Annotated in this window: 25 protein-coding genes; 24 read left to right on the plus strand and 1 reads right to left on the minus strand. The window is 58.5% G+C overall.

Annotation, left to right across the window (positions count from 1 at the left end; all coding sequences use genetic code 11):
• The first annotated feature begins 80 nt into the window (after positions 1-80).
• The 5 genes from RI101_14920 to RI101_14940 all read left to right on the plus strand — a co-directional run bounded on the left by RI101_14920 (position 81) and on the right by RI101_14940 (position 3,692).
• Complete coding sequence (locus RI101_14920) at positions 81-803, plus strand: YggS family pyridoxal phosphate-dependent enzyme (GenBank protein ID MEC4891342.1); 723 nt, start codon at positions 81-83, stop codon at positions 801-803.
• Positions 796-1,614 carry a pyrroline-5-carboxylate reductase gene (proC, locus tag RI101_14925; protein ID MEC4891343.1) on the plus strand — a complete coding sequence of 273 codons (819 nt, stop codon included), beginning with the start codon at positions 796-798 and terminating at the stop codon, positions 1,612-1,614. Before RI101_14920 ends, proC begins: the two co-directional genes overlap by 8 nt.
• Positions 1,614-1,910: a YggT family protein gene (locus tag RI101_14930; protein MEC4891344.1), complete on the plus strand. Its 297-nt coding sequence runs from the start codon at positions 1,614-1,616 to the stop codon at positions 1,908-1,910. The genes proC and RI101_14930 overlap by 1 nt, the downstream gene beginning before the upstream one ends.
• Positions 1,911-1,931: 21 nt before the next feature.
• Complete coding sequence (locus RI101_14935) at positions 1,932-2,444, plus strand: DivIVA domain-containing protein (protein MEC4891345.1); 513 nt, start codon at positions 1,932-1,934, stop codon at positions 2,442-2,444.
• Between the two features lie 111 nt (positions 2,445-2,555).
• Entirely contained in the window at positions 2,556-3,692 is a 1,137-nt protein-coding gene (locus RI101_14940) for a serine hydrolase (protein MEC4891346.1), read from the plus strand.
• Here RI101_14940 and RI101_14945 read toward each other — a convergent pair.
• On the minus strand, positions 3,689-4,006 hold the full coding sequence (locus tag RI101_14945) for a hypothetical protein (protein ID MEC4891347.1): 318 nt from the start codon (positions 4,004-4,006) through the stop codon (positions 3,689-3,691). The two genes, RI101_14940 and RI101_14945, sit on opposite strands and share 4 nt — an antisense overlap.
• Positions 4,007-4,150: 144 nt before the next feature.
• On the opposite strand from RI101_14945, the gene RI101_14950 reads away from it, so the two are divergent.
• The 19 genes from RI101_14950 (at position 4,151) to fabF (ending at position 20,432) form a co-directional block, all read left to right on the plus strand.
• Positions 4,151-4,693, plus strand: coding sequence for a CDP-alcohol phosphatidyltransferase family protein (locus tag RI101_14950; protein MEC4891348.1), 543 nt, complete (start codon positions 4,151-4,153; stop codon positions 4,691-4,693).
• 156 nt (positions 4,694-4,849) lie between these two features.
• Entirely contained in the window at positions 4,850-6,064 is a 1,215-nt protein-coding gene (locus tag RI101_14955) for a type II secretion system F family protein (GenBank protein ID MEC4891349.1), read from the plus strand.
• A gap of 191 nt (positions 6,065-6,255) precedes the next feature.
• A complete protein-coding gene (locus tag RI101_14960; GenBank protein ID MEC4891350.1) occupies positions 6,256-7,947 on the plus strand; it encodes an ATP-binding protein in 1,692 nt (563 codons plus the stop codon).
• Positions 7,932-9,314 carry a sigma-54 dependent transcriptional regulator gene (locus RI101_14965; protein ID MEC4891351.1) on the plus strand — a complete coding sequence of 461 codons (1,383 nt, stop codon included), beginning with the start codon at positions 7,932-7,934 and terminating at the stop codon, positions 9,312-9,314. The genes RI101_14960 and RI101_14965 overlap by 16 nt, the downstream gene beginning before the upstream one ends.
• Positions 9,315-9,347: 33 nt before the next feature.
• Positions 9,348-10,229, plus strand: a complete 882-nt coding sequence (ispE, locus tag RI101_14970; GenBank protein ID MEC4891352.1) for a 4-(cytidine 5'-diphospho)-2-C-methyl-D-erythritol kinase — start codon at positions 9,348-9,350, stop codon at positions 10,227-10,229.
• A 200-nt stretch (positions 10,230-10,429) separates the two neighbouring features.
• Positions 10,430-11,371 carry a ribose-phosphate pyrophosphokinase gene (locus RI101_14975; protein MEC4891353.1) on the plus strand — a complete coding sequence of 314 codons (942 nt, stop codon included), beginning with the start codon at positions 10,430-10,432 and terminating at the stop codon, positions 11,369-11,371.
• Between the two features lie 52 nt (positions 11,372-11,423).
• Complete coding sequence (locus RI101_14980) at positions 11,424-12,191, plus strand: 50S ribosomal protein L25 (GenBank protein MEC4891354.1); 768 nt, start codon at positions 11,424-11,426, stop codon at positions 12,189-12,191.
• A 5-nt stretch (positions 12,192-12,196) separates the two neighbouring features.
• Complete coding sequence (pth, locus tag RI101_14985; GenBank protein MEC4891355.1) at positions 12,197-12,784, plus strand: aminoacyl-tRNA hydrolase; 588 nt, start codon at positions 12,197-12,199, stop codon at positions 12,782-12,784.
• A gap of 176 nt (positions 12,785-12,960) precedes the next feature.
• Positions 12,961-13,308, plus strand: a complete 348-nt coding sequence (gene rpsF / locus RI101_14990) for a 30S ribosomal protein S6 (protein ID MEC4891356.1) — start codon at positions 12,961-12,963, stop codon at positions 13,306-13,308.
• Entirely contained in the window at positions 13,295-13,699 is a 405-nt protein-coding gene (locus RI101_14995; protein MEC4891357.1) for a single-stranded DNA-binding protein, read from the plus strand. Before rpsF ends, RI101_14995 begins: the two co-directional genes overlap by 14 nt.
• Positions 13,700-13,722: 23 nt before the next feature.
• On the plus strand, positions 13,723-13,998 hold the full coding sequence (rpsR, locus tag RI101_15000; protein ID MEC4891358.1) for a 30S ribosomal protein S18: 276 nt from the start codon (positions 13,723-13,725) through the stop codon (positions 13,996-13,998).
• A gap of 23 nt (positions 13,999-14,021) precedes the next feature.
• Positions 14,022-14,648 (plus strand): DUF177 domain-containing protein, encoded by a 627-nt coding sequence (locus RI101_15005; GenBank protein MEC4891359.1) that lies wholly within the window; start codon positions 14,022-14,024, stop codon positions 14,646-14,648.
• A 49-nt stretch (positions 14,649-14,697) separates the two neighbouring features.
• Complete coding sequence (gene rpmF, locus RI101_15010) at positions 14,698-14,883, plus strand: 50S ribosomal protein L32 (protein ID MEC4891360.1); 186 nt, start codon at positions 14,698-14,700, stop codon at positions 14,881-14,883.
• Positions 14,884-15,045: 162 nt separating this feature from the next.
• Positions 15,046-16,068 carry a phosphate acyltransferase PlsX gene (gene plsX / locus RI101_15015; GenBank protein ID MEC4891361.1) on the plus strand — a complete coding sequence of 341 codons (1,023 nt, stop codon included), beginning with the start codon at positions 15,046-15,048 and terminating at the stop codon, positions 16,066-16,068.
• Positions 16,065-17,039, plus strand: coding sequence for a beta-ketoacyl-ACP synthase III (locus RI101_15020; protein MEC4891362.1), 975 nt, complete (start codon positions 16,065-16,067; stop codon positions 17,037-17,039). The genes plsX and RI101_15020 overlap by 4 nt, the downstream gene beginning before the upstream one ends.
• Positions 17,040-17,120: 81 nt before the next feature.
• Positions 17,121-18,071 (plus strand): ACP S-malonyltransferase, encoded by a 951-nt coding sequence (gene fabD / locus RI101_15025; GenBank protein ID MEC4891363.1) that lies wholly within the window; start codon positions 17,121-17,123, stop codon positions 18,069-18,071.
• A 27-nt stretch (positions 18,072-18,098) separates the two neighbouring features.
• The gene (gene fabG, locus RI101_15030; protein ID MEC4891364.1) at positions 18,099-18,842 is read left to right on the plus strand and encodes a 3-oxoacyl-[acyl-carrier-protein] reductase; all 744 of its coding nucleotides are present in this window, start codon (positions 18,099-18,101) and stop codon (positions 18,840-18,842) included.
• Between the two features lie 91 nt (positions 18,843-18,933).
• Positions 18,934-19,167 (plus strand): acyl carrier protein, encoded by a 234-nt coding sequence (gene acpP, locus RI101_15035; GenBank protein MEC4891365.1) that lies wholly within the window; start codon positions 18,934-18,936, stop codon positions 19,165-19,167.
• 14 nt (positions 19,168-19,181) lie between these two features.
• Positions 19,182-20,432, plus strand: a complete 1,251-nt coding sequence (gene fabF, locus RI101_15040) for a beta-ketoacyl-ACP synthase II (protein MEC4891366.1) — start codon at positions 19,182-19,184, stop codon at positions 20,430-20,432.
• Position 20,433: the final 1 nt, after the last annotated feature.

A 20,433-nucleotide genomic window follows, 5' to 3' on the forward strand; every position in this document is an offset into this window, starting at 1 on the left:
ATCCCCTGCCAATTCCTTGAGGCTTCCGTTAGAATATCAACTGGCGCTCATACGGCTGCCGCGAAAGATGGAACCAGGCGGTGACAGAGATCATGGAGTCGGGAGCAGGGGATTCCATTGCCCAGCGTGTGCGGCTGGTGTTGGGGAACATCCGCCGCGCGGCGGAGCGAGTGGGGCGGAATCCTGACGGGATCCGGCTGGTGGCTGCGACCAAGACGGTTTCGGCGGAGCGGATTCAGGAGGGGATCGCAGCGGGGCTCACACTCCTGGGTGAGAATCGGATGCAGGAGGCGCTTGCCAAGATGGCCTGTCTTGCAGACGCTCCGGTCCGGTGGCATTTTATCGGTCAACTGCAGCGCCGCAAAGTGCGGTCAATCATCGGTCTTTTTGATATGATTCATTCCGTGGATTCGGTGGAGCTGGCGCAGGAAATCGACCGGCGTGCGGGCGAGGCAGGGATGGCGCAACCGATTCTCTTGGAAGTGAACATGGGGGGCGAATCGACCAAGGCGGGGTTTCAGCCGAATGAAATTGAGCGGCAGATCCCGGTGTTGGGTGCGTTGCCGCATGTGCGGATACAAGGGCTGATGACGATTCCTCCTCTGACCCCCGAGCCCGAGCAGGCCCGTTCGTATTTTCGTGGGTTGCGTGAACTAGCGGGCCGGATTGCCGATCAAGGGGTGCCGTCAGTGACGATGCAGGAACTCTCGATGGGGATGTCGCATGATTACGAGGTCGCCATTGAAGAGGGAGCGACGCTTGTTCGTGTTGGGACGGCGATTTTTGGAGCGCGGCATGTCTAATCGTATGCTCACACAGAAGCTGGCGTTTGTCGGCGGCGGTCAGATGGCCGAAGCGTTGATTGGCGGGTTGACCGCCGCGAACCTGTGTGCCCCGGAACAGATCTGGGCGACGGATCCGGTTGCGGAGCGGCTGGATACGCTCAAGCGCCAGTATGGGATTCGGGTCGGGCAATCGAACCGGGAGGCCGTCCTGTGGGCCGATATTGTGGTGCTGGCGGTGAAGCCCCAGCTGCTTGACGCGGTGTTGCGTGAGATTGGGGAGGAGGTCAAGAAGGCGCTCGTGCTGTCTGTCGCGGCCGGGATTCCCATTCGCAGCATTGCGGAGCGATGCGGGGCTGGAAGCAGGATTATCCGCGCCATGCCGAACACCCCGGCCATGGTTCGTGAGGGGATGACCGCTATCGCCATCGGCGCAGGGGTGTCGGATGCCGAGGTGGCCGCAGCACGGACGATCTTTGAGTCGGTTGGCAAGGTGATTGCCGTTGAAGAGCGGTTGATGGATGCGGTGACCGGGTTGAGCGGGAGCGGACCGGCCTATGTGTTTCTCGCCATTGAGGCGCTGGCTGACGGGGGGGTGAAAGTGGGGCTTCCCCGCGCGACGGCGGAACTGCTGGCAGGGCAGACGGTGCTGGGTGCCGCCAAGATGGTGCTGGAAACCGGTGAGCATCCGGCGCGATTGAAAGATCGCGTGGCGTCACCGGGAGGCACGACGATTGCCGGATTGCATCGGTTGGAGGCGGGGGGGTTGCGCGCAACGCTAATCGATGCGGTCGAAACAGCGACGAAGCGGTCGCAGGAGTTAGGACGCTGATGTTTGTACTTCGCAATGTCTTGCTCGGTACGGCCACGGTGCTCGACTATATTCTCTGGCTGTATATGTGGATTATTATTGCGCGGGCGTTGATTTCCTGGGTCAACCCCGATCCCTGGAACCCGATCGTCCAGTTTCTCGATCGGGCCACGGAGCCGGTCCTCACGCCGATTCGCCGATGGATCGGCTGGCGGATGGGGATCGACTTGTCGCCGATTATTGCGATTCTGATCCTGACGTTCCTTCAGTTTGCGGTCGTGCAGTCGCTGAAAGATCTCGCGTTGTGGATGAATTGATTCAACGAATGGGGGGCTGCCATGCATTTAACACCGCTCGACATTCAACAGATGGTATTTCAGACAAAGCTTCGCGGCTACGATCGTGAGGAAGTGAGCCGGTTTCTGGAGGAGATCGCGCAGACCGTCGAGGCGCTCAATCGGGACAACGCGCAACTGCGGGAGCGGATTGCGGCCGCGGAGCAGCAGGTGTCGGAGTTGAAGCGGACGGAAACTACCTTGTCGAATACGCTGGTGGCGGCGCAATCCCTGGCTGAAGATGTGAAACGCAGCGCGCAGCGCGAGGCTGAGCTGGTGATCAAAGAGGCGGAGTTCAAAGCCGGGGAGGTCATTCGCCAAGCCCGCGTAGACCTGGCCGATACCCAACGGGACCTCTCGCAGTTACAGAAACAGCGGTTCTTGATGCTGGAGCGGATGCGCGCGACGCTGCATACCTTTGAGCGCATGCTTGATGTCGAGGCGGCTGAAGCCTATCAGGATCATGCCGGCGTGCCGGAAGAGAAAATGGAAGGCGAGTCGAGCCCCGCCCGGTAGGTATGTCGGGCGTGGGGTGCCGTGTGATTCCAGATGTTCCGGTGTTGTTCGCCGGTTCCAGCCGGTCCGTACCATGCCCAGTCTCTCGTTCGAGTGAGTGATCTGCTCATCATGCCCGTTTCTCCAGCTATCCAAGCGGCTCTTGATGCAGCCGTGCGAGACGGGGTTTTCCCTGGCGCTGTGCTTGCCGTGCGCAAAGGCGGCTCTCCGATTCAGGTGGCCTGCGCAGGCCACCTCTCCACACATCCGCCGGGCGAGGCGGTTACGGCGTCGGCCATCTACGATCTCGCGTCCCTGACGAAGCCGCTGGCGACGGTGACGGCCATCGCGCTCTTGGTTCAGGAGGGGCGCTGTCATCTTGAGGATTCTGTCGAAGCGCTTCTTCCTGAATGCGCCGGTGTTCCAATCGGGGGTGCCACGGTGCGGCATTTGCTGACACACAGCTCCGGCTTGCCTGGGTGGCGAGGGTATTATGAGCGGCTCAGTCCTGCCGCAACTATTCCTGCGACAGAAGAGGCCAGGGGGAAGGCCCGACAAGCCGTATTGCCGCTTGTGTGTGGTGAAGCGCTGATCTATGAGCGCGGGGCGCGAAGCCTCTATAGCGATATCGGGTTTATCTTGTTGGGTCTCATCGTCGAACGATGCAGCGGGATGCACTTAGATCGGTTTTTCGATGTTCGTATCGCTCGGCTCGCGGGTGCCGGCGTATTGCGATTTATTCCTGTGGAGGATTTGGCGGCAGTCCGACAAGGCGGTGGGGTTGCGCACGGAGGCATCGCGCCGACAGAAGTGGATTCCTGGCGGGGCCGGCTGCTGTGCGGAGAAGTGCACGATGAAAATGCGGCGGCCTTAGGTGGCGTTGCAGGTCATGCGGGCCTCTTTGGGACAGCGGAATCGGTGTTAGCCGTCACGGGGGGGTGGCTTCGAGCGTACAGTGGGCAGCCATCGTGGCTTGACTCCGCAATAGTTCGTGCGTTTACCGCCCGGCAACAGCGAATTCCAGGATCGAGTTGGGCCTTGGGATGGGATACCCCCTCGTCTCCCTCCTCATCCGGACAGTATTTCTCTGCGAGCTCGTTCGGCCATCTCGGATATACCGGCACGTCCCTCTGGATCGATCCGGATAAGGAATTAGAGGTGGTGTTGCTCTCGAACCGGGTGCATCCGACAAGAAAAAACGATCTTATCCGGGCGTTTCGCCCGACGATTCATGATGTTGTGTGGCGGGAATATGCCGGAACTCGTTAGGCCGGATCGGGGTAATCGACCCACGTTTCCTTCTCGGCGAGATAGCGGGTCCCTTTGAAATTGGCTCTGGTGCGGATCCGTACGAATCCGAGCCCCTGCAGTTTCTCGACGAGGGTGCGCACCGCTGCGCCAATGGTTTGATGGGATTCGCCCTGAACGGTCAAGGCTTCATACATGACCTTGGCGGTATAGCCCGAGCCTGTGCGACTGACCAGCACCGCCCGGCTGAAATAGCGATCGCTGGGATCGACGCCTTCCAGTTGATGCTTTTCGACCAAGCCTTCTTTCTTCAAGATTAAGGGCAGCGCGCTCATCGGGTCCTCCACAGGGTTCAAGCATGACAGGGAGGTCGAATTATAGGCGGCCTGGCGCTCGACTGCAACCGCGTTGACAAGCTGGAAATACCCTCACTAAGATGCCGTTCTGCCCGGTAATGGCAGAGACTCAATCGCGGTCTCATGAATATACCCAACAGCTTAACGATTTTGCGGATCTTTTTGATCCCTGTCTATATGGGGTTCATGACCTATGGGCGGTACGGTGCAGCGCTGGTCACGCTGCTGTGTGCCGGGGTTACAGACGTGTTGGACGGGCTGATTGCGCGCAGGACGAACCAGCGAACGAAACTTGGTGAAATTCTCGACCCCCTTGCCGACAAGCTGCTCCTGACCTCGTCGTTTCTGACACTTGCGGTGCTGCATCTCGTGCCTTCCTGGGTGGTGATTATCGTGGTCAGCCGGGATGTCATGCTGCTGCTTGGCACGGCGGTGGCACATGTGACGAATTCGCCCGTTGATATCACGCCGACTTGGCTCGGGAAAGGCACCACGTTATTTCAATTGGGTTATGTCGGGTTCGTGGTCTTCACCGCCTGGCATGGCTCCCATCAGAAGTCCCTGTTTCCCCTCCTTCTCCTGATGGTGGCATTCACGCTGGCCTCAGGATTCCATTACCTCTACCGAGGGTATCGCCATACTCAGGCTGTGGGCACGGCTGAATAAAAATCCGGGATGGTTTTGCTGGCATGCTCCGTGCGCCTGCTTCGTACGGAAAGCGCATTTATTTTGACAGGTTTTTGCCCCCCCCGTAGACTCACTCCATAGTCGCGCCATCTATTTCCCAACCGGCTCACCGAGCCATAACAGGATGACACGCCCATGGCCACTTTTGCGTATGTTGGACGAACCAAGTCTGGGTCAGTGAAGAAGGGCGAACTCGTCGCCAAGACTCGCGATGAGGCCGTGGATCAATTGCGGAAGCAAAGTGTGGTGGTGACTAGCCTGGAGGAAAAATCCGGGAAGGACGGGTTTAGTTTGAGTTTCGGGTCCGGAATGACGGACAAGGATCTGGTGATTTTCACGCGTCAATTCGGAACAATGATCAACGCAGGACTCCCGCTGATTCAGTGCCTCGAAATCCTCTCCACCCAGTCAGAGAATGCGGCGCTCCGAAAGGCTGTCGGAGAGATCAAGGTGCAAGTCGAGGGCGGCTCGACGTTCTCCGATGCGCTTCGCAAGCATCCGAAAGTGTTTGACGATTTATACATTAACATGGTGCATGCCGGTGAGGTGGGCGGCTTGCTTGATACCATTTTGGCGCGATTGTCGAAGCACATTGAAAAGGCCATGAAGCTGAAGGGACAAATCAAGAGTGCGATGGTCTATCCCGCTGCGATTGTCGGCATCGCGACCATCGTTATTACGGTGTTAATGATCTGGGTGATTCCGGTATTCGAAAAGATGTTCAAGGAAATGTCGGGCGGCAAGATGGCGTTGCCGGGTCCGACACAGCTGGTCATTGATATGAGCAATTTCGCCCAGGCCTATTGGTACATCATTTTAGGGTCGATCATTGCCGCCGTAGTGATGTTCAAGAAATACTATTCGACCACCCAGGGCCGCTATACCGTTGACAAGTTTGTTTTGAAGCTGCCGGTGTTTGGGGACTTGATTAGAAAAGCCTCCGTCGCAAAGTTCACACGCACATTGGGGACCTTGCTGACCAGCGGCGTGCCGCTCTTGGAGGCCTTGTCGATCTGTGCAAAGACGTCTGGGAATAAGGTTATCGAGGGCACGCTCATGGAAGCGAGGGTTAGCATCAGCGGAGGGAAAACGATCGCGGAGCCCCTGGCCAAGAGCGAGGTGTTTCCTAAGATGGTGACGCATATGATTTCAGTCGGCGAATCGACGGGCGCGCTTGACAACATGCTTGGCAAGATCGCCGACTTTTATGAAGATGAAGTCGATCAAGCGGTGACGAACCTCACGGCCTTGTTGGAGCCGATGATGATGGTGTTTCTCGGTGTGACGGTGGGATTTATCGTAATTGCCATGTACCTGCCTATTTTCTCAATGGCTTCGGCCATCGGATAGTGTGTGGTGGTTTGCAGCCCGTGCTTTGGAAGTGTTCTGATGCGGGTGAGTGAGGCTTGTTGGGGCGTGAGTGTGTCTTGCTCCTGCTGAGTCTACGCAGTGCGGACTCAATTCCGAGAGGCGATTCCCACGGACTTGTGGCCAGTGCCTCAACCGAATGAGCGATGGTTTGCGCTGAAACCGGAGCACCAATGGGCGATCTTAGAGCGAGGATCCAGTGGCTGATTGGGCTGCGGGTCCTTGTGGTTACTCTGCTGCTGGGCTTGTCTCTCACTTTCCAAGTCACGAACGGCGAGCGGGTAGAAACATTTTACGCGCTCATCATCCTCACCTACGCCATCACGATTCCCTATGCGGTTCTGCTTCGGACGCTCACGGGGGCGGAAGCGTTGGTCCTGTTTGCCTGGATTCAAATTGGAATCGATGCCTTGCTTGAAACCGTTCTCATTGCGAGGACGGGAGGAGTCGAGAGCCCGTTTGCCGTGCTCTATGTCATCTCCATCACGTTGGCGAGTCTGGTGCCTCGCCGTCGCGTTGGGCTCTTAGCGGCGAGCCTCTGTATCATTCTTTTTGGAGTGCTGGTCAATGTTCAGCTCTATGGGCTCGTCGAAGTCTGGGGGTGGCTGCCAAGGACGCGGCTGAGCGCTCCGGAATCGCTCCAGACCTTCGGTGTGTATGGGCTTGCCTTTCTGGTGGTGGGTTTGCTCAGCGGTGCGTTGGTGGATCAACTCCAACAGGCCGATCATTCATTGCGGGAAAAGGAACAGGGGCTGAATCGCCTGCAGGCGTTTCATGAGAATATCGTCTACAGCATCAGCAGCGGGGTGTTCACCACGGACGAGGGCGGGCGAATTACGTCATTCAATCCCGCGGCACAGGAAGCGACTGGGTATTCGCTTGACCAGGTGCGGGGACGTCGCTGGGAGGAAGTCTTCAATTGGCATCCCGATCGGCCGGCGGATGAGTTGGGTGAGGAGGATTCGCATCGGCGGTTCGAAGTCGAAAGCAAGCGGGCCGACGGCAATCGCCTGATCCTCGGGATGACGCTCTCGCCGCTCCATGAACAGGGGCGTGCGACAGGGTTGGTCGGTGTCTTCAAGGACCTGACGCAAATTCGAGATCTCGAAGAGGAAATGCAGCGAAAAGAATGGCTGGCCAGCCTGGGAGAGATGTCTGCCGGGATGGCGCACGAAATTCGTAATCCGCTGGGGGCGCTGGCCGGGGCGATGCAGATGTTGCGCAAAGATCTCCAGGGCGATGACACGAGCCAGCGGCTGATGGATATTGCGGTCCGTGAGGCCACCAGGCTGGACACGATTATTACCGAATTTCTCCAATATGCGCGCCCGCCGGCCCTGAATTTGGCCGAGCACGATTTGAACAAAGTCCTTGCTGAGACATTGGATCTGGTACAACATGAAGCGCGGGCCAGAAAAAACATCACGATCGTAACGGCGCTTGCGGCGGAGTCCCTCGGCAGGCAGGTGGATCAGGATCAGATGAAACAGGTGTTCTGGAACTTGGCGACGAATGCGTTTGATGCCATGCCCAAGGGCGGTCAGCTGACGATCGCGACCGGATGCCGGGTGATCGATGTTGGCGGACGGAAGGGGGATGTCGTCGAAATCTCGTTTCAGGATACAGGGGAAGGAATCCCCAAGGCCAATCTCGACAAGATTTTCCTCCCGTTTTTTACGACCAAGAAGCAAGGGTCCGGATTGGGACTGGCGGCAGTTCATCGGATCGTGGACTTGCATGGAGGATGGATTAAGGTGGAAAGCCGGGAGCGTGAAGGCTCTCGATTCGTCGTGTGTTTGCCGCATTCGGCGGAAGTTGGTGTGCGGCTTCGGCACGAAGGCAGGGAACCGTGGAAAAGATCTTAGTCGTCGACGACGAACAGAGCCTGCGAGAGGTCTTGAGCATCATGCTCAAACGGGCGGGGTATGCGGTCACGAGTGTAGCCGACGGCGAAGAGGCAATCGAGCAGCTCCAGAAGGAAATATTCGACCTCGTCATTACCGATCTGCGCATGCCCAAGGTCGATGGGATGGAGGTGCTCAGGGCGGTCAAGTCGGCTTCGCCGGAAACGGTGGTCTTGATCATCACCGCCTTTGCGACGGCCGATTCCGCCGTTGAGGCGATGAAGCAGGGTGCCTACGATTATTTGACGAAGCCGTTTCAGGTCGATGAAGTGCAGATGATCATCCGCAACGCGCTCGAAAAGCGCCGGCTGACGGCTGAAAACATTCTGCTGAAACGGGAGATGGCGAGCCAATCGTCGTTTGCCCAACTGGTCGGCCAAAGCGATGCCATGCAGAAAGTGTTTGATATTGTGAGAAAGGTGGCCGACTCCAAAAGCAATGTCCTGATTTGCGGGGAAAGCGGAACGGGGAAAGAGTTGGTCGCGCGGGCCATTCACTACAATAGCGTGCGCAGTGTCAGGCCTTTCGTCGCGGTCAATTGCAGCGCCGTGCCGGAGACCTTGTTGGAGAGTGAGCTCTTCGGCCATATGAAGGGGTCGTTTACGGGCGCCATTTCCAATAAGGCCGGGTTGTTTGAAGTCGCCGATGGCGGGACAATTTTTCTCGATGAGATCGGGGATACGACTCCGACGATCCAGGTGAAGCTGTTGCGGGTGATTCAGGAGCGGGAATTTCGCCGTGTTGGTGGAAGTCAGGATGTGAAGGTGGATGTGCGGATCGTGGCCGCCACGAACAAGGATCTTGAGAAAGCCGTGGCTGACGGGTCGTTCCGGGAAGATCTCTATTATCGACTGGATGTCATCCCGATCCGGCTTCCACCGCTCCGGCTTCGGGCCGGTGACATCCCCTTATTGGTTACTCATTTCCTCGAACGTTTTTCAAAGGAGAGCGGCAAACCGGCGCCGACTCTTACGGCAGAGGCGATGCACGTGCTTCTTGGCCACGAATGGCGGGGGAATGTTCGTGAGCTGGAAAACCTGATCGAGCGGGTGGTGGCGTTTTCCACGGGAGTGCCAGTGACGGAGCAGGATGTCCGTGGGTGGCTCCACCGGTCCGTGTCCCCGCAGTCGCAAGGGGTGCCCGCAGAACTGCCTGAAGATGGGCTGGATCTGGAGGGAATGATCAGCGGGATTGAAAAAGAGTTGCTGCTCAAAGCCCTAGAGCGCTCGAAGTGGGTCAAGAAAAAAGCCGCCCGGTTGCTCAAGCTCAATACGCGGTCGTTCCGCTACCGGCTTGAGAAGTATGCTATAAAAGGAGGTCGTGACTAAGCGTTCTCCGAATCAGCAGCCATAGATTTGCCCGTGATCACCATCGTTGCCCCTGCCAAAGTCAATCTCATTCTTCGTGTTCTCGACCGCCGTCCGGACGGATATCACAATCTTTGGTCCATTATGCAGACGGTGGGGCTGGAAGATGAAGTCTCGATCCGTGTCGCTCCTCATCGTTCGGATATTCGGCTCGGCTGTGATGATGCGTCACTCCGCACGGATCAATCCAACCTGGTTTATCGTGCGGCGGCAGCGGTGCTGGAGCGGTCGGGAAAATCCGTCGGCCTCGATATCTACTTGACCAAACGTATTCCGATGGGGGCCGGGCTTGGCGGGGGAAGCAGTGATGCAGCCGCGACCATCATTGGTCTGAATCGTATTCTTCATTTAGAGTGGTTGCCTGCCCAGATGGCTGAAGTGGGGCAAACGCTGGGAAGTGACGTGCCGTTTTTCCTCTATGCGCCTGCGGCGATCGTCGCAGGACGAGGCGAGGATGTGAGGCCTATTCAGCTTGCCGGCGGCCGATGGATAGTACTGGTCAATCCAGGGTTTCCGGTTGAGACGAAGTGGGCCTATCAACAGCTATCGGCTACCAGAAAAGGCCTTGAGCCGCTGTCGGAAGGACTTAGGCGGCTGGAATCACACGCGCCACTTTCATGGAATGACGTACTGGACCTGGCAGGTAATGATTTCGAACTTCCTGTGTTTTCGGCGCATCCTGTGCTGCGGGAGATTAAAGAAGAATTGTTGGCCGCCGGCGCCGAGATTGCTTTGTTGTCCGGCAGTGGGGCGACGGTGTTTGGGGTGTTTCGCGATGAAGCGGGAGCGCAGCAAGCGGTTGCTTGCTTTCAACCTCGCCGAGAGCTGAAGGTGTTCGCTGTGCCTGCCTGCTCTGGGCCCTTAGGCGCGCGCTGAGGGGTGCAGGGGCTTTCTCTTGGGTTCGGTTGACAAGCAGCATGGCTTTCCGATAAATTCCCTCTCTTGGTTGGCTTCCTCCGCAGCAAACAGCGAAGAGGTGGCGGGGCTACAGTTGCCCAGCCGACGCCCGCCGTAAGACGATTCGTTCACATTATCAGTGTCTTGCATGAAAACCTGAGTGCGTTGAGAGCCGGTGGATGAACAGAGAACTGAAAATATTCTCTGGCAACGCTAATCCTGCGCTTGCCAATGAGATTTGCCAATATCTTGGGCAAAAATTAGGGGCCGCGACGGTTTCTTCGTTTAGCGACGGGGAAATTCGGGTTAGGATCGATGAGAACGTCCGGGGCGCGGACGTATTTGTTGTGCAGTCAACCTGTCAGCCGGTCAACGATTCGTTGCTGGAATTGCTGATCATCATCGATGCGTTGAAGCGGTCGTCGGCCAATCGAATTACGGCGGTGCTTCCGTATTTCGGCTATGCGCGGCAAGATCGCAAAGATCAGCCCCGGGTGCCGATTTCGGCCAAGCTGATTGCTGATTTGATCAGCACGGCCGGGACCGATCGGGTGCTGACCATGGATCTCCATGCCGGTCAGATTCAAGGGTTTTTCAATGTGCCGGTGGATCACTTGTATGCCTTGCCGGTGTTGCTGGACTATATAACGAAGAAAAAGCTCAGCGATCTTGTCGTGGTCTCGCCGGACGCCGGGGGTGTCGAGCGGGCGAGGGCCTTCGCCAAGCGTCTTCAGGCCAATTTGGCGATCATCGACAAGCGGCGTGAAGGTCCGAATCAAACACAGATTATGAACATCATCGGTGATGTGCAGGGAAAGAGCGTGCTGCTGTTGGACGACATGATCGATACGGCAGGCACCATTGTGCAGGGCGCTCAGGCCTGCGCCGATAAGGGCGCGCGAGAAGTATGGACCGCCTGCACGCATGCTGTCTTGTCAGGCCCGGCGCTTGAGCGCCTTCAGAAGTCGTGCATTTCCCAAGTGGTGGTGACCAATACGATTCCGCTGCGCGGGAAAGAACAGGCCTGTCCAAAGTTACACCAGCTATCGGTGGCGCCGCTTTTGGGCGAGGCCATCCGGCGCATTCACGAAGACGAATCAGTCAGCTCATTATTTGCCTAGGCTTTCCCTGGAGGGGGGGCCTGATCGACCGTAGGGGAGACGGAGGAGCATCATGAAATTTGAATTAGCAGTCACCGTTCGCGAACAAGCCGGGAAGGGTGCCGCGCGCCAATTGCGGCGGAGCGGTCAAGTGCCCGCAGTGCTTTATGGCCAAGGGGAGTGTGTGTTATTGACCGTCAATCCAGACGAATTGGTCAAAATTCTCAAGTCCCATGCCGGCAGTTCCGCCTTGCTTGCCTTGACGGTGAACGGGGCCAAGACCAAGCCGAACCGCAACGCCTTGATCCGCGATTACCAGGTCGATCCCATTACGGGCAGCCTATTGCACGCAGACTTATTTGAGATATCGATGGACAAGCCGATTCGCGTGAAGGTGCCGGTGCATGTGGTTGGCGCGGTGCCTGCCGGGGTGAAGGAAGGCGGCGTGTTGCATCACCATGTACGTGACCTGCACATCGAATGTTTGCCGGCAGTCTTGCCGGATCAGATTGAAGTCGATGCGTCTTCTTTGGGGATTAGCCAAGGGCTTCACCTGAAAGACCTCGCCAAGGTCGAAGGGGTTCGATTCTTGGACGATGCCGACCAGATGATTGTGAGCGTGGCGGCGCCGATTTCCGATGCCAAGCTGGAAGCGCTCTTGACGGCCGGCGCGGGCGGACCAGCCGAAACGGAAGTTGCAGCCAAGGGGAAAGAGGCTGGTGAAGGCGCGGAAGCTGGGAAAGCCGGCGCTGCGGCGCCTGCGGGAGAAGCCAAAGCCGGTGATAAAAAGGACGCCGGCAAGGAAGCTCCGAAGGCTGAAAAGAAGGACGCGAAGAAGTAGTCGCAGTGCGGCTCATTGTTGGGCTGGGCAATCCTGGCGCTGCCTATGCCGGGACACGCCACAATGTTGGGATAGACGTGATTGCGCGTGCCGCGGCGCGGTGGAGGATTCCACTCAGCGTTCGCGGCATCGCCATTCGCGGGTCTGGACGGCTTGGTTCCATTCAACTGGAGCTGGCTGGCACCCTTGATTGGATGAACCTCACTGGCCCACCGCTGAAGGGTCTGCTGCGCGAGTTCAAGCTCACCCCGGAAGACCTCATCCTTGTTCACGACGATCTTGATTTGGAGCTGGGGCGCCTGCGGATTAAGCAGGGCGGCGGCCCCGGCGGCCATAACGGAATAAAATCGGTCATCGAAGCTCTGGGGACGTCTGAGTTTGTCAGGGTCAAGATTGGAATCGGCCGTCCAGCACCCAGGCAGGATGCGGCGGACTATGTGCTGGAGGCCTTCTCGAAAGAGGAGCGTGAGATTTTGGCGCCCTGTCTCGATCGTGCCGTCGATGCGCTGGAATGTCTGGCCCATCGAGGGACGGCCGTTGCCATGAACCAGTTCAATGTGCGGGAGAAGCCGGCACGAGCCGATGAGCCATAGATTGCGCGAGCGCCCCCAATTGAGTTGGCCTGCGCAATAGGTCAATGAGGCCCAGTAACCATTCAATTGACAGGTTCTTTGGCGCTATGGTACCGTCCTTTTTTCTCTGCGCCATATAGGCGCCCTACACCTTGCTCCCGACCGGTTCGGGGGCCTTTGTCCAGGAGGATCGCTGCATGGAGCTCTACGAGTCTCTGTTTATCATTCGTCCGTCTATTACCGACGAGGAAACCAAGTCGCTTATCGAAAAGATGAAGGGCGTGGCGGATAAGACCGGCGCGGAATTCATCAAGTTCGAAAACTGGGGCAAGAAAAAACTTGCCTACGAAGTCCGGCATGAGCGGAAGGGCACCTATGCCTATTTCTACTTCAAAGCGCCGAACAATACGGTGAGCGAGTTGGAACGGGCCTATCGGTTGGAAGACAACATCATCAAGTTCCTGACGATCCATCACGAAAAAGAATTGGTGGAGAGACGTCCGTTGGAGCCGACGGCTCAGGAGTCTGACGGTGGCCGGATTTAATAAAGTCATTCTCATGGGAAACCTCACCAGGAATCCCGAGTTGCGGTATACGCCGAACGGGACGCCGGTGGCGAGCTTTGGCTTGGCGATGAGCCGCCGGTTCAAGCAGGGTGAGGAACTCAAAGAGGAAGTGTGTTTTGTCGATATTGTGGTGTTTGGCAAGCAAGCCGAGCACTGCGGGCAATATTTAAGCAAGGGTAATGGGGCGATCATCGAAGGCCGCTTACAGCAGCGCCGTTGGGAAACAGAAGACGGCCAAAAGCGCAGCAAGCATGAGGTGGTGGCGCAAAGCGTCACGTTCATGCCCAAGCGGCAGGACGGTGGCGGGGCTGCCGGCGGGGAACCGCCGGTTCACGATGATCCCAGCTATGAGTTCGATGAACAGGCATAATCGGGCCGAATGAGGAGGCAGTGATGGAACGAAGTGGAAGTATGGGTGGCGGTGATCGTCGCGACAACGGTGGTGGCGGCGGGCGGTTGTTCCAGCGCCGGCGGCCCTGCCGGTTTTGTTTGGATAAGGCGCCGATCGATTTTAAGGACGCCGGGTTGCTGCGGAACTTTTTGACGGAACGCGGCCGCATTGTCCCGCGCAGGATTTCCGGCAACTGTATGGGCCATCAGCGTGAATTGACGATCGCGATCAAGCGGGCGCGGCACATTGCGATCATCAGTTTTGCTGAGGAGCGATAGGGTTTGTGGCGGAGCTCGGTGGCATGAAGGCGTGGGAGGGTGGCGTCTCGCCGGAGATCACGATGGATCTGCTCACACCAAATCTTGCGGATATCACCCCGGAAGGCTTGTCGCTGACCGGCGACGTGACCGGGGATGAAATCGGATTGACGCGCGAGGATACGAATCTGAGCGGCGCACTGGCCGTTGGATTGGATCTCACAAAGGTGGAGCAAACCGTCTGCGTGACCGGGGTGATTGAAGGCACGGCTGTGCGGGAATGTGTGCGGTGCCTGAAAGATTTTGAAGAGCCGATGGCCTTCTCGTTGCGTGTGGTGTTCGAACCGGAGCCCAAGGCCAAGCCCAAGGTGGGCACGCCTGCGGCGAAGCGCGTTGATGCGCGGCGGAAACAGGCTGAGCTGGACGAGGTCGAGTCAGACGAGACCGGCGACGAGATTTATCACTATCAAGGCGATCGTCTCGATTTGGCTCCGATGCTCCGCGAACAAGTCATCCTCTCGGCCCCGATGCATCCGCTGTGCAAGGAAGATTGTGCGGGGCTCTGTGCCCATTGCGGGAAAGATTTGAACGAAGGGCCCTGCCAGTGTCCGGTGGAGCCGGAGCGGAATCCGTTTCATGTGCTGCGGGGCTTGAAGACTGAACTGAATTGAGGCCGGAGCCACGGGCTGCCGGCGGTGTTGAACGTGGGAAGGAGTTGCCATGCCTAATCCGAAACATAAACATTCACGGGCCAGACGAGACAAGCGCCGCACTCAGAAGCTGCGCATGACGCCGCCAGGCATGTCCGTGTGTCCGCAGTGTCACGAGCTGAAGCTACCGCACTACACCTGCTTGAATTGCGGGACCTACAAGGGGAAGTCGGTCATTCAGGTCGAAGAGTCGTAAGCTGACGGGCGCGGGAGATGGCGGGACTCCGGTTCGGTCCTCTCCTGCGCCTCTTCAGTTGTGCATTTCGGGCTTCTGCGCTAAGCTCTCGGCCTATCGGAGACGATTACGGGTGCGACGCGTATTCAGCCAACTATTCCAACCTTGAGCACATCATCCCGTATGAAGATCGCGCTTGATGCGATGGGGGGGGACCACGGTCCTGCGCCCTGTATCGAAGGCGCCCTCCAGGCCGCCAAAGAACTCGACGTCGAGGTCATCCTCGTTGGCGATGAGGCGGCGCTTGCGCAGGAATGTGCCCGCCTTGGTTTGACGGATCCCCGCCTCACGATTCGTCACGCGCCTCAAGTCGTCGAAATGCATGAATCGCCCGCAGCGGTGGCCAGGAAGAAGCGGGACTCGTCGATCTGGATTGCGACCGAACTGGTGAAGAGCGGAGAAGCCAGCGCCGTGGTGAGCCCTGGCAATACCGGAGCGAGCATGGTGTCGGCGTTTTTTGTGCTGGGCCTGATCAAGGGCGTTGAGCGCCCGGCGATCGCGACCAGTTTGCCGACGCTCACCGGGGAAGCCATCATGCTGGATGTAGGGGCCAACGTCGATTGCACGGCCAAACACCTCGAACAGTTTGCGCTCATGGGGAACGATTACGGCAAGCTGCTTTTTCGTAAAGCCAGTCCCCGTGTCGGGCTGTTAAGCATCGGTGAAGAAGACAGCAAGGGCAATGAAGTGACCAAAGAGGCCTTCAAGCTGCTGAAGGCCAGTCCATTGAATTTTATCGGGAATGTCGAGGGCCGCGACGTGTATAGCGGCACTGCGGATGTGGTGGTGTGCGACGGGTTTATCGGCAACGTGGCGTTGAAAATTTCAGAAGGCGTGGCCGATACGATCAAGAAGCTGCTGCTCAAGGAAATATCCAGTTCGTGGTTGGGGCGGCTGGCGTATCCGCTGATTGCGGCGCCGTTGCTCAATCTGAAACGCCGAATCGATTATGCCGAGTTCGGGGGCGCCCCGTTGCTTGGCGTCAACGGCATTACGATCATTTGTCATGGCCGGTCGTCGGCGAAGGCGATCAAGAACGCCATCAAGCGGGCCAAAGGCATGGCCGAAGGGCGCGTGCATGAGCTGATCCAGCGGGATATCGAAGAGAGTCTCAGCCATAAGCCTTCTGCGGAGTCACTGTCATGAGGGCTCGCATTGCCGGGACCGGTTCCTATGCACCAGCCCGGGTGATGACGAACGCGGATCTTGAAGGCATGGTCGCCACCTCCGACGAATGGATTCGTGAGCGGACCGGGATTCGCGAGCGCCACATTGCCGCAGCCGGTGAAGCCTGTTCGGACTTGGCGGTGCAAGCCGGCAAGCGCGCCTTGGCGGCGGCCGGTATTGCCCCGACGGATCTTGACCTGATCCTGGTGGCGACGTGCACGGGAGACTATCCGCTTCCCTCCACCGCCTGTCTTGTCCAGCATCAATTGGGCGCGACCAAAGCGGCCGCCTGTGATCTCGGCGCGGCTTGTTGCGGGTTCGTCTATGCCCTGTCGGTCGCCGACGCCTATGTGCGCACCGGCATGAAGCATGTGCTGGTGATTGGGGCGGAAGTCATGTCCGCGATCACCGACTGGACGGACCGCAACACCTGTGTGTTGTTCGGGGATGGCGCCGGCGCGGCGGTCGTTAGCGCGACCGACGGCGAGCGCGGCATCCTCTCCACGCATCTGCGTTCGGACGGAGCGCTCTGTGACTTGATCGCGGTGCCTGCGGGCGGGTCGCGGCAGCCGCCGTCGGAGAAAGTGGTCGCCGAACGCCAGCAGTACATTAAGATGAAAGGGAATGAGACGTTTAAAGTCGCGGTCCGGTCGCTGGAGGAAATTGCCCGCGAAACATTGGCGGCCAACCAGCTCACCGTCGAGGCGCTTGATTTGTACGTTCCGCACCAAGCCAACATGCGTATTCTGAGTGCGGTGTCCGAGCGGCTGGGGCTGCCTCAAGAGAAGATTATGTTGAATGTGGATCGGTACGGAAATACCTCCGCCGCGTCGATTCCCATCGCTCTCGATGAGGCGGTCCGTGCCGGACGGGTGAAAGACGGTTCCTTGGTCATGCTGGGAGCCTTCGGCGCGGGGCTGACCTGGGCGTCAGCCTTGATCAGATGGTAGAGGCTTCGCGATAGTGATGGCATGATTCCAACAACTTTTCCCGTTGACATTCCACGTCATTTCTAAGATATCTAGCGCGCTATGAATGCAGGAATCGGACTCGTATTTCCAGGGCAAGGGTCGCAGTCGGTTGGGATGGGCAAAGCCCTTTTCGAAGCCTATCCGACCCTGAAAGCCGTTTACGACGAAGCCTCTGCCGTCCTGGGCTATGATAGCGCCGCGCTCTGTTTTGAAGGGCCGGCGGAACGGTTGAATCTCACCGAGAATACCCAGCCGGCTCTGCTGGTCAGCAGCATCGCGGCCCTGAGAGCCTTGGACTCGGCGGGCCTCAAGCCCGTCGCCGTGGCCGGTCACAGCCTGGGAGAGTATTCAGCGTTGGTGGCGGCCGGGGGCGTGTCGTTTCGGGATGCGGTGGGGCTCGTGCAGAAACGCGGCCGCTATATGTCCGAGGCCGTCGCGCCGGGAACGGGACAAGTGGCGGCGTTGCTTGGGCTGACGCCAGAGGTGGTGCGCGATGTGTGCCGGGAGGCGTCATCGGTCGGCGTGGTGGCGGCCGCTAATTTCAACTCACCGGGACAGGTCGTGATTGCCGGAGCAAAAGCCGCCGTGGAACGGGCGATTGAATTGGCAAAGGGGAAGGGTTGTAAAAAGGCGATCCCCTTGCCCGTCAGTGTGCCGGTTCACACGCCGCTGATGCAGACGGCGGCGGATCGTCTCTCGAAAGATCTTGCCGCAGTGCAATGGACCGATCTCGCGATGCCGCTCATCAACAATGCCGAAGCCAAGCCGATCAGCCGGGCGGCCGACATTCCCCCCTCGCTGGTTCGCCAGTTACCCTCGTCAGTTCTCTGGGAAGATTCGGTCCTCGCGATGGCGAAGATGGGCGTGACGACGTTTATCGAAGTCGGGCCTGGCACGGTGCTGACAGGCTTGATCAAACGGATCGTGCCGGAGGCCAAGGTATTGAACGTCAATGATCCCAAGTCACTGGATGCCACGCTGCAGGCGTTGGGCGCGGCGCATTCAGCCTGAAGTTTCACGTTTAACAAGGAAGTCGGCATGTCATTGCAAGGACGAGTGGCGATAGTAACCGGGGCTGCGCAGGGTATCGGGCGGGCCATTGCGGAAGTGTTGGCGCAAGCGGGCGCGGATATTGTGGTGGCGGATCTCGACCCCAACCGGTCTCAGGATACGGTGAAGGCGATTGAGGCCCTGGGCCGCAACGTGCTCAACGTCAAAGTGAACGTGGCGGATGCCACCGATACCAAGGCGATGGTCGAGCAGGTGATGAAGGCCTGGGGCAAGATCGACATCCTGGTGAACAATGCCGGGATCACGCGCGACGGGCTGCTGTTGCGGATGAAGGAAGAGGATTGGAACCTGGTGATGCAGGTGAATCTCAACGGGACGTTCAATTGCACCAAAGCGGTCTTGCAGCCGATGACCAAGCAGCGGTATGGTCGCATCGTTAATATTGCCTCGATCGTGGGAGTCATGGGCAATGCCGGACAGGCGAATTACTCGGCGTCCAAGGCGGCGGTGATCGGATTCACCAAAACCGTCGGCCGGGAGTATGCCAGCCGCAATGTCACCGTGAATGCGGTTGCGCCGGGGTTCATCGATACGGCGATGACGCATGGATTGCCGGCGGATGTCAAAGAAACCTTGCAGAAGCAGATTCCGTTGGGGCGGCTCGGGACGCCGGCGGATATTGCGGCGGCGGTGCGCTTCCTGGTGTCGGAAGAGGCGGCGTATATTACCGGCCATGTTTTGCATGTGAATGGCGGGATGTTAATGGTATAGATGGCAACGGGTTCGGATACGAGAGGGCTGCGGCACATCCCCATGCTGTAGTGCAGGTTCAGTCACATTGGGGAAGGAGGTAGGCAGATCGATGGCAACTGTTGAAGAGCGGGTCAAGAAAATTATCGCCGAACAGCTCGGGGTTGAAGAAGATGAAGTGACTCCCGAAGCATCGTTCGTGGAAGATCTCGGTGCCGATTCGCTCGATACCGTCGAGTTGGTGATGGCGCTGGAAGAAGAATTTGAGATCGAGATTCCCGACGAGGATGCAGAAAAGATCCTCACGGTCGGGAAGGCGTTGGATTATATTAAAGAGAAGGCCTAACCGGGCAGGGTGTTATGGCAGATCGATCGACACGTCGCATCGTTGTGACCGGTCTTGGACTGGTCACTCCTCTGGGCACCGGAGTGGAGAAAACCTGGGCGGCGCTCTGTGCCGGGCAATCCGGGATTGGGCGGATCACCAAGTTTGATCCAGCCGGCTATGATGCCCAGATTGCGGGTGAGGTGCGCGATTTCGATCCCGGCCGGTTCATCGAGAAAAAAGAAATCAAAAAAATGGACACGTTCATCCACTATGCCGTTGGCGCGGCCCAATTGGCGGTGGATGATGCCGCGTTGAAAGTGGCGCCGGAAGAAGCGACCAAGGTGGGCGTCTATATCGGGTCTGGCATCGGCGGCCTGGGCTCGATCGAGCATTATCACGATGTGCTGAAGGAGAAAGGGCCCGGGCGTGTGTCGCCCTTCTTTATTCCGATGACGATCATCAATCTGGCGTCCGGCCAAGTGGCGATCCGCATTGGGGCGAAGGGGCCGAACTCGTGCGCGGTCACAGCCTGCGCGACCGGCAACCACTGCATCGGCGATGCGTTCAGGCTGATTCAGCGGGGCGATGCCGATGTGATGGTGGCGGGCGGCGCCGAAGCGGCGATCACGCCGCTGGGCGTGGCCGGGTTTGCGGCGGCCAAAGCCCTGTCGTTCCGGAACGATGAGCCCACGAAAGCCAGCCGCCCATTCGACAAGGATCGGGATGGTTTCGTGCTCGGCGAAGGCGCGGGTGTGGTCGTGCTGGAGGAGCTCGACCATGCGCGGCGCCGCGGGGCGCGGATTTATGCCGAGCTTATCGGCTATGGGATGAACAGCGATGCCTATCACATCACGGCTCCGCCGGAGGAAGGTGAGGGGGCTGTTCGCTGCATGGAACTCGCATTGAAGGATGCGGGGATTGCAAAGGATCAGGTCGGCTACATCAATGCCCATGGGACCTCCACCATGGCGGATGCGATCGAGACGCGGGCCATCAAGCAAGTGTTCGGCGAGCAGGCCTACAAGATTCCCGTGAGTTCGACGAAGTCGATGACGGGGCATTTGCTCGGCGCCGCCGGCGGGATCGAGGCCGTGTTCAGCATTCTGGCGCTCCATCACGGGATGTTGCCGCCGACGATCAACCTCGACAATCCTGACCCGGCCTGCGATCTGGACTATATTCCCAACCAGGCTCGCGCGGTCCCTATTCAGGTTGCGCTCTCCAATTCCTTCGGGTTCGGGGGCGTCAACGCCTGTCTGATCTTCAAGCGTCCGGAAGCGTAGC

It is taken from the genome of Nitrospira sp. (assembly GCA_035968315.1).
GTDB lineage: Bacteria > Nitrospirota > Nitrospiria > Nitrospirales > Nitrospiraceae > Nitrospira_D.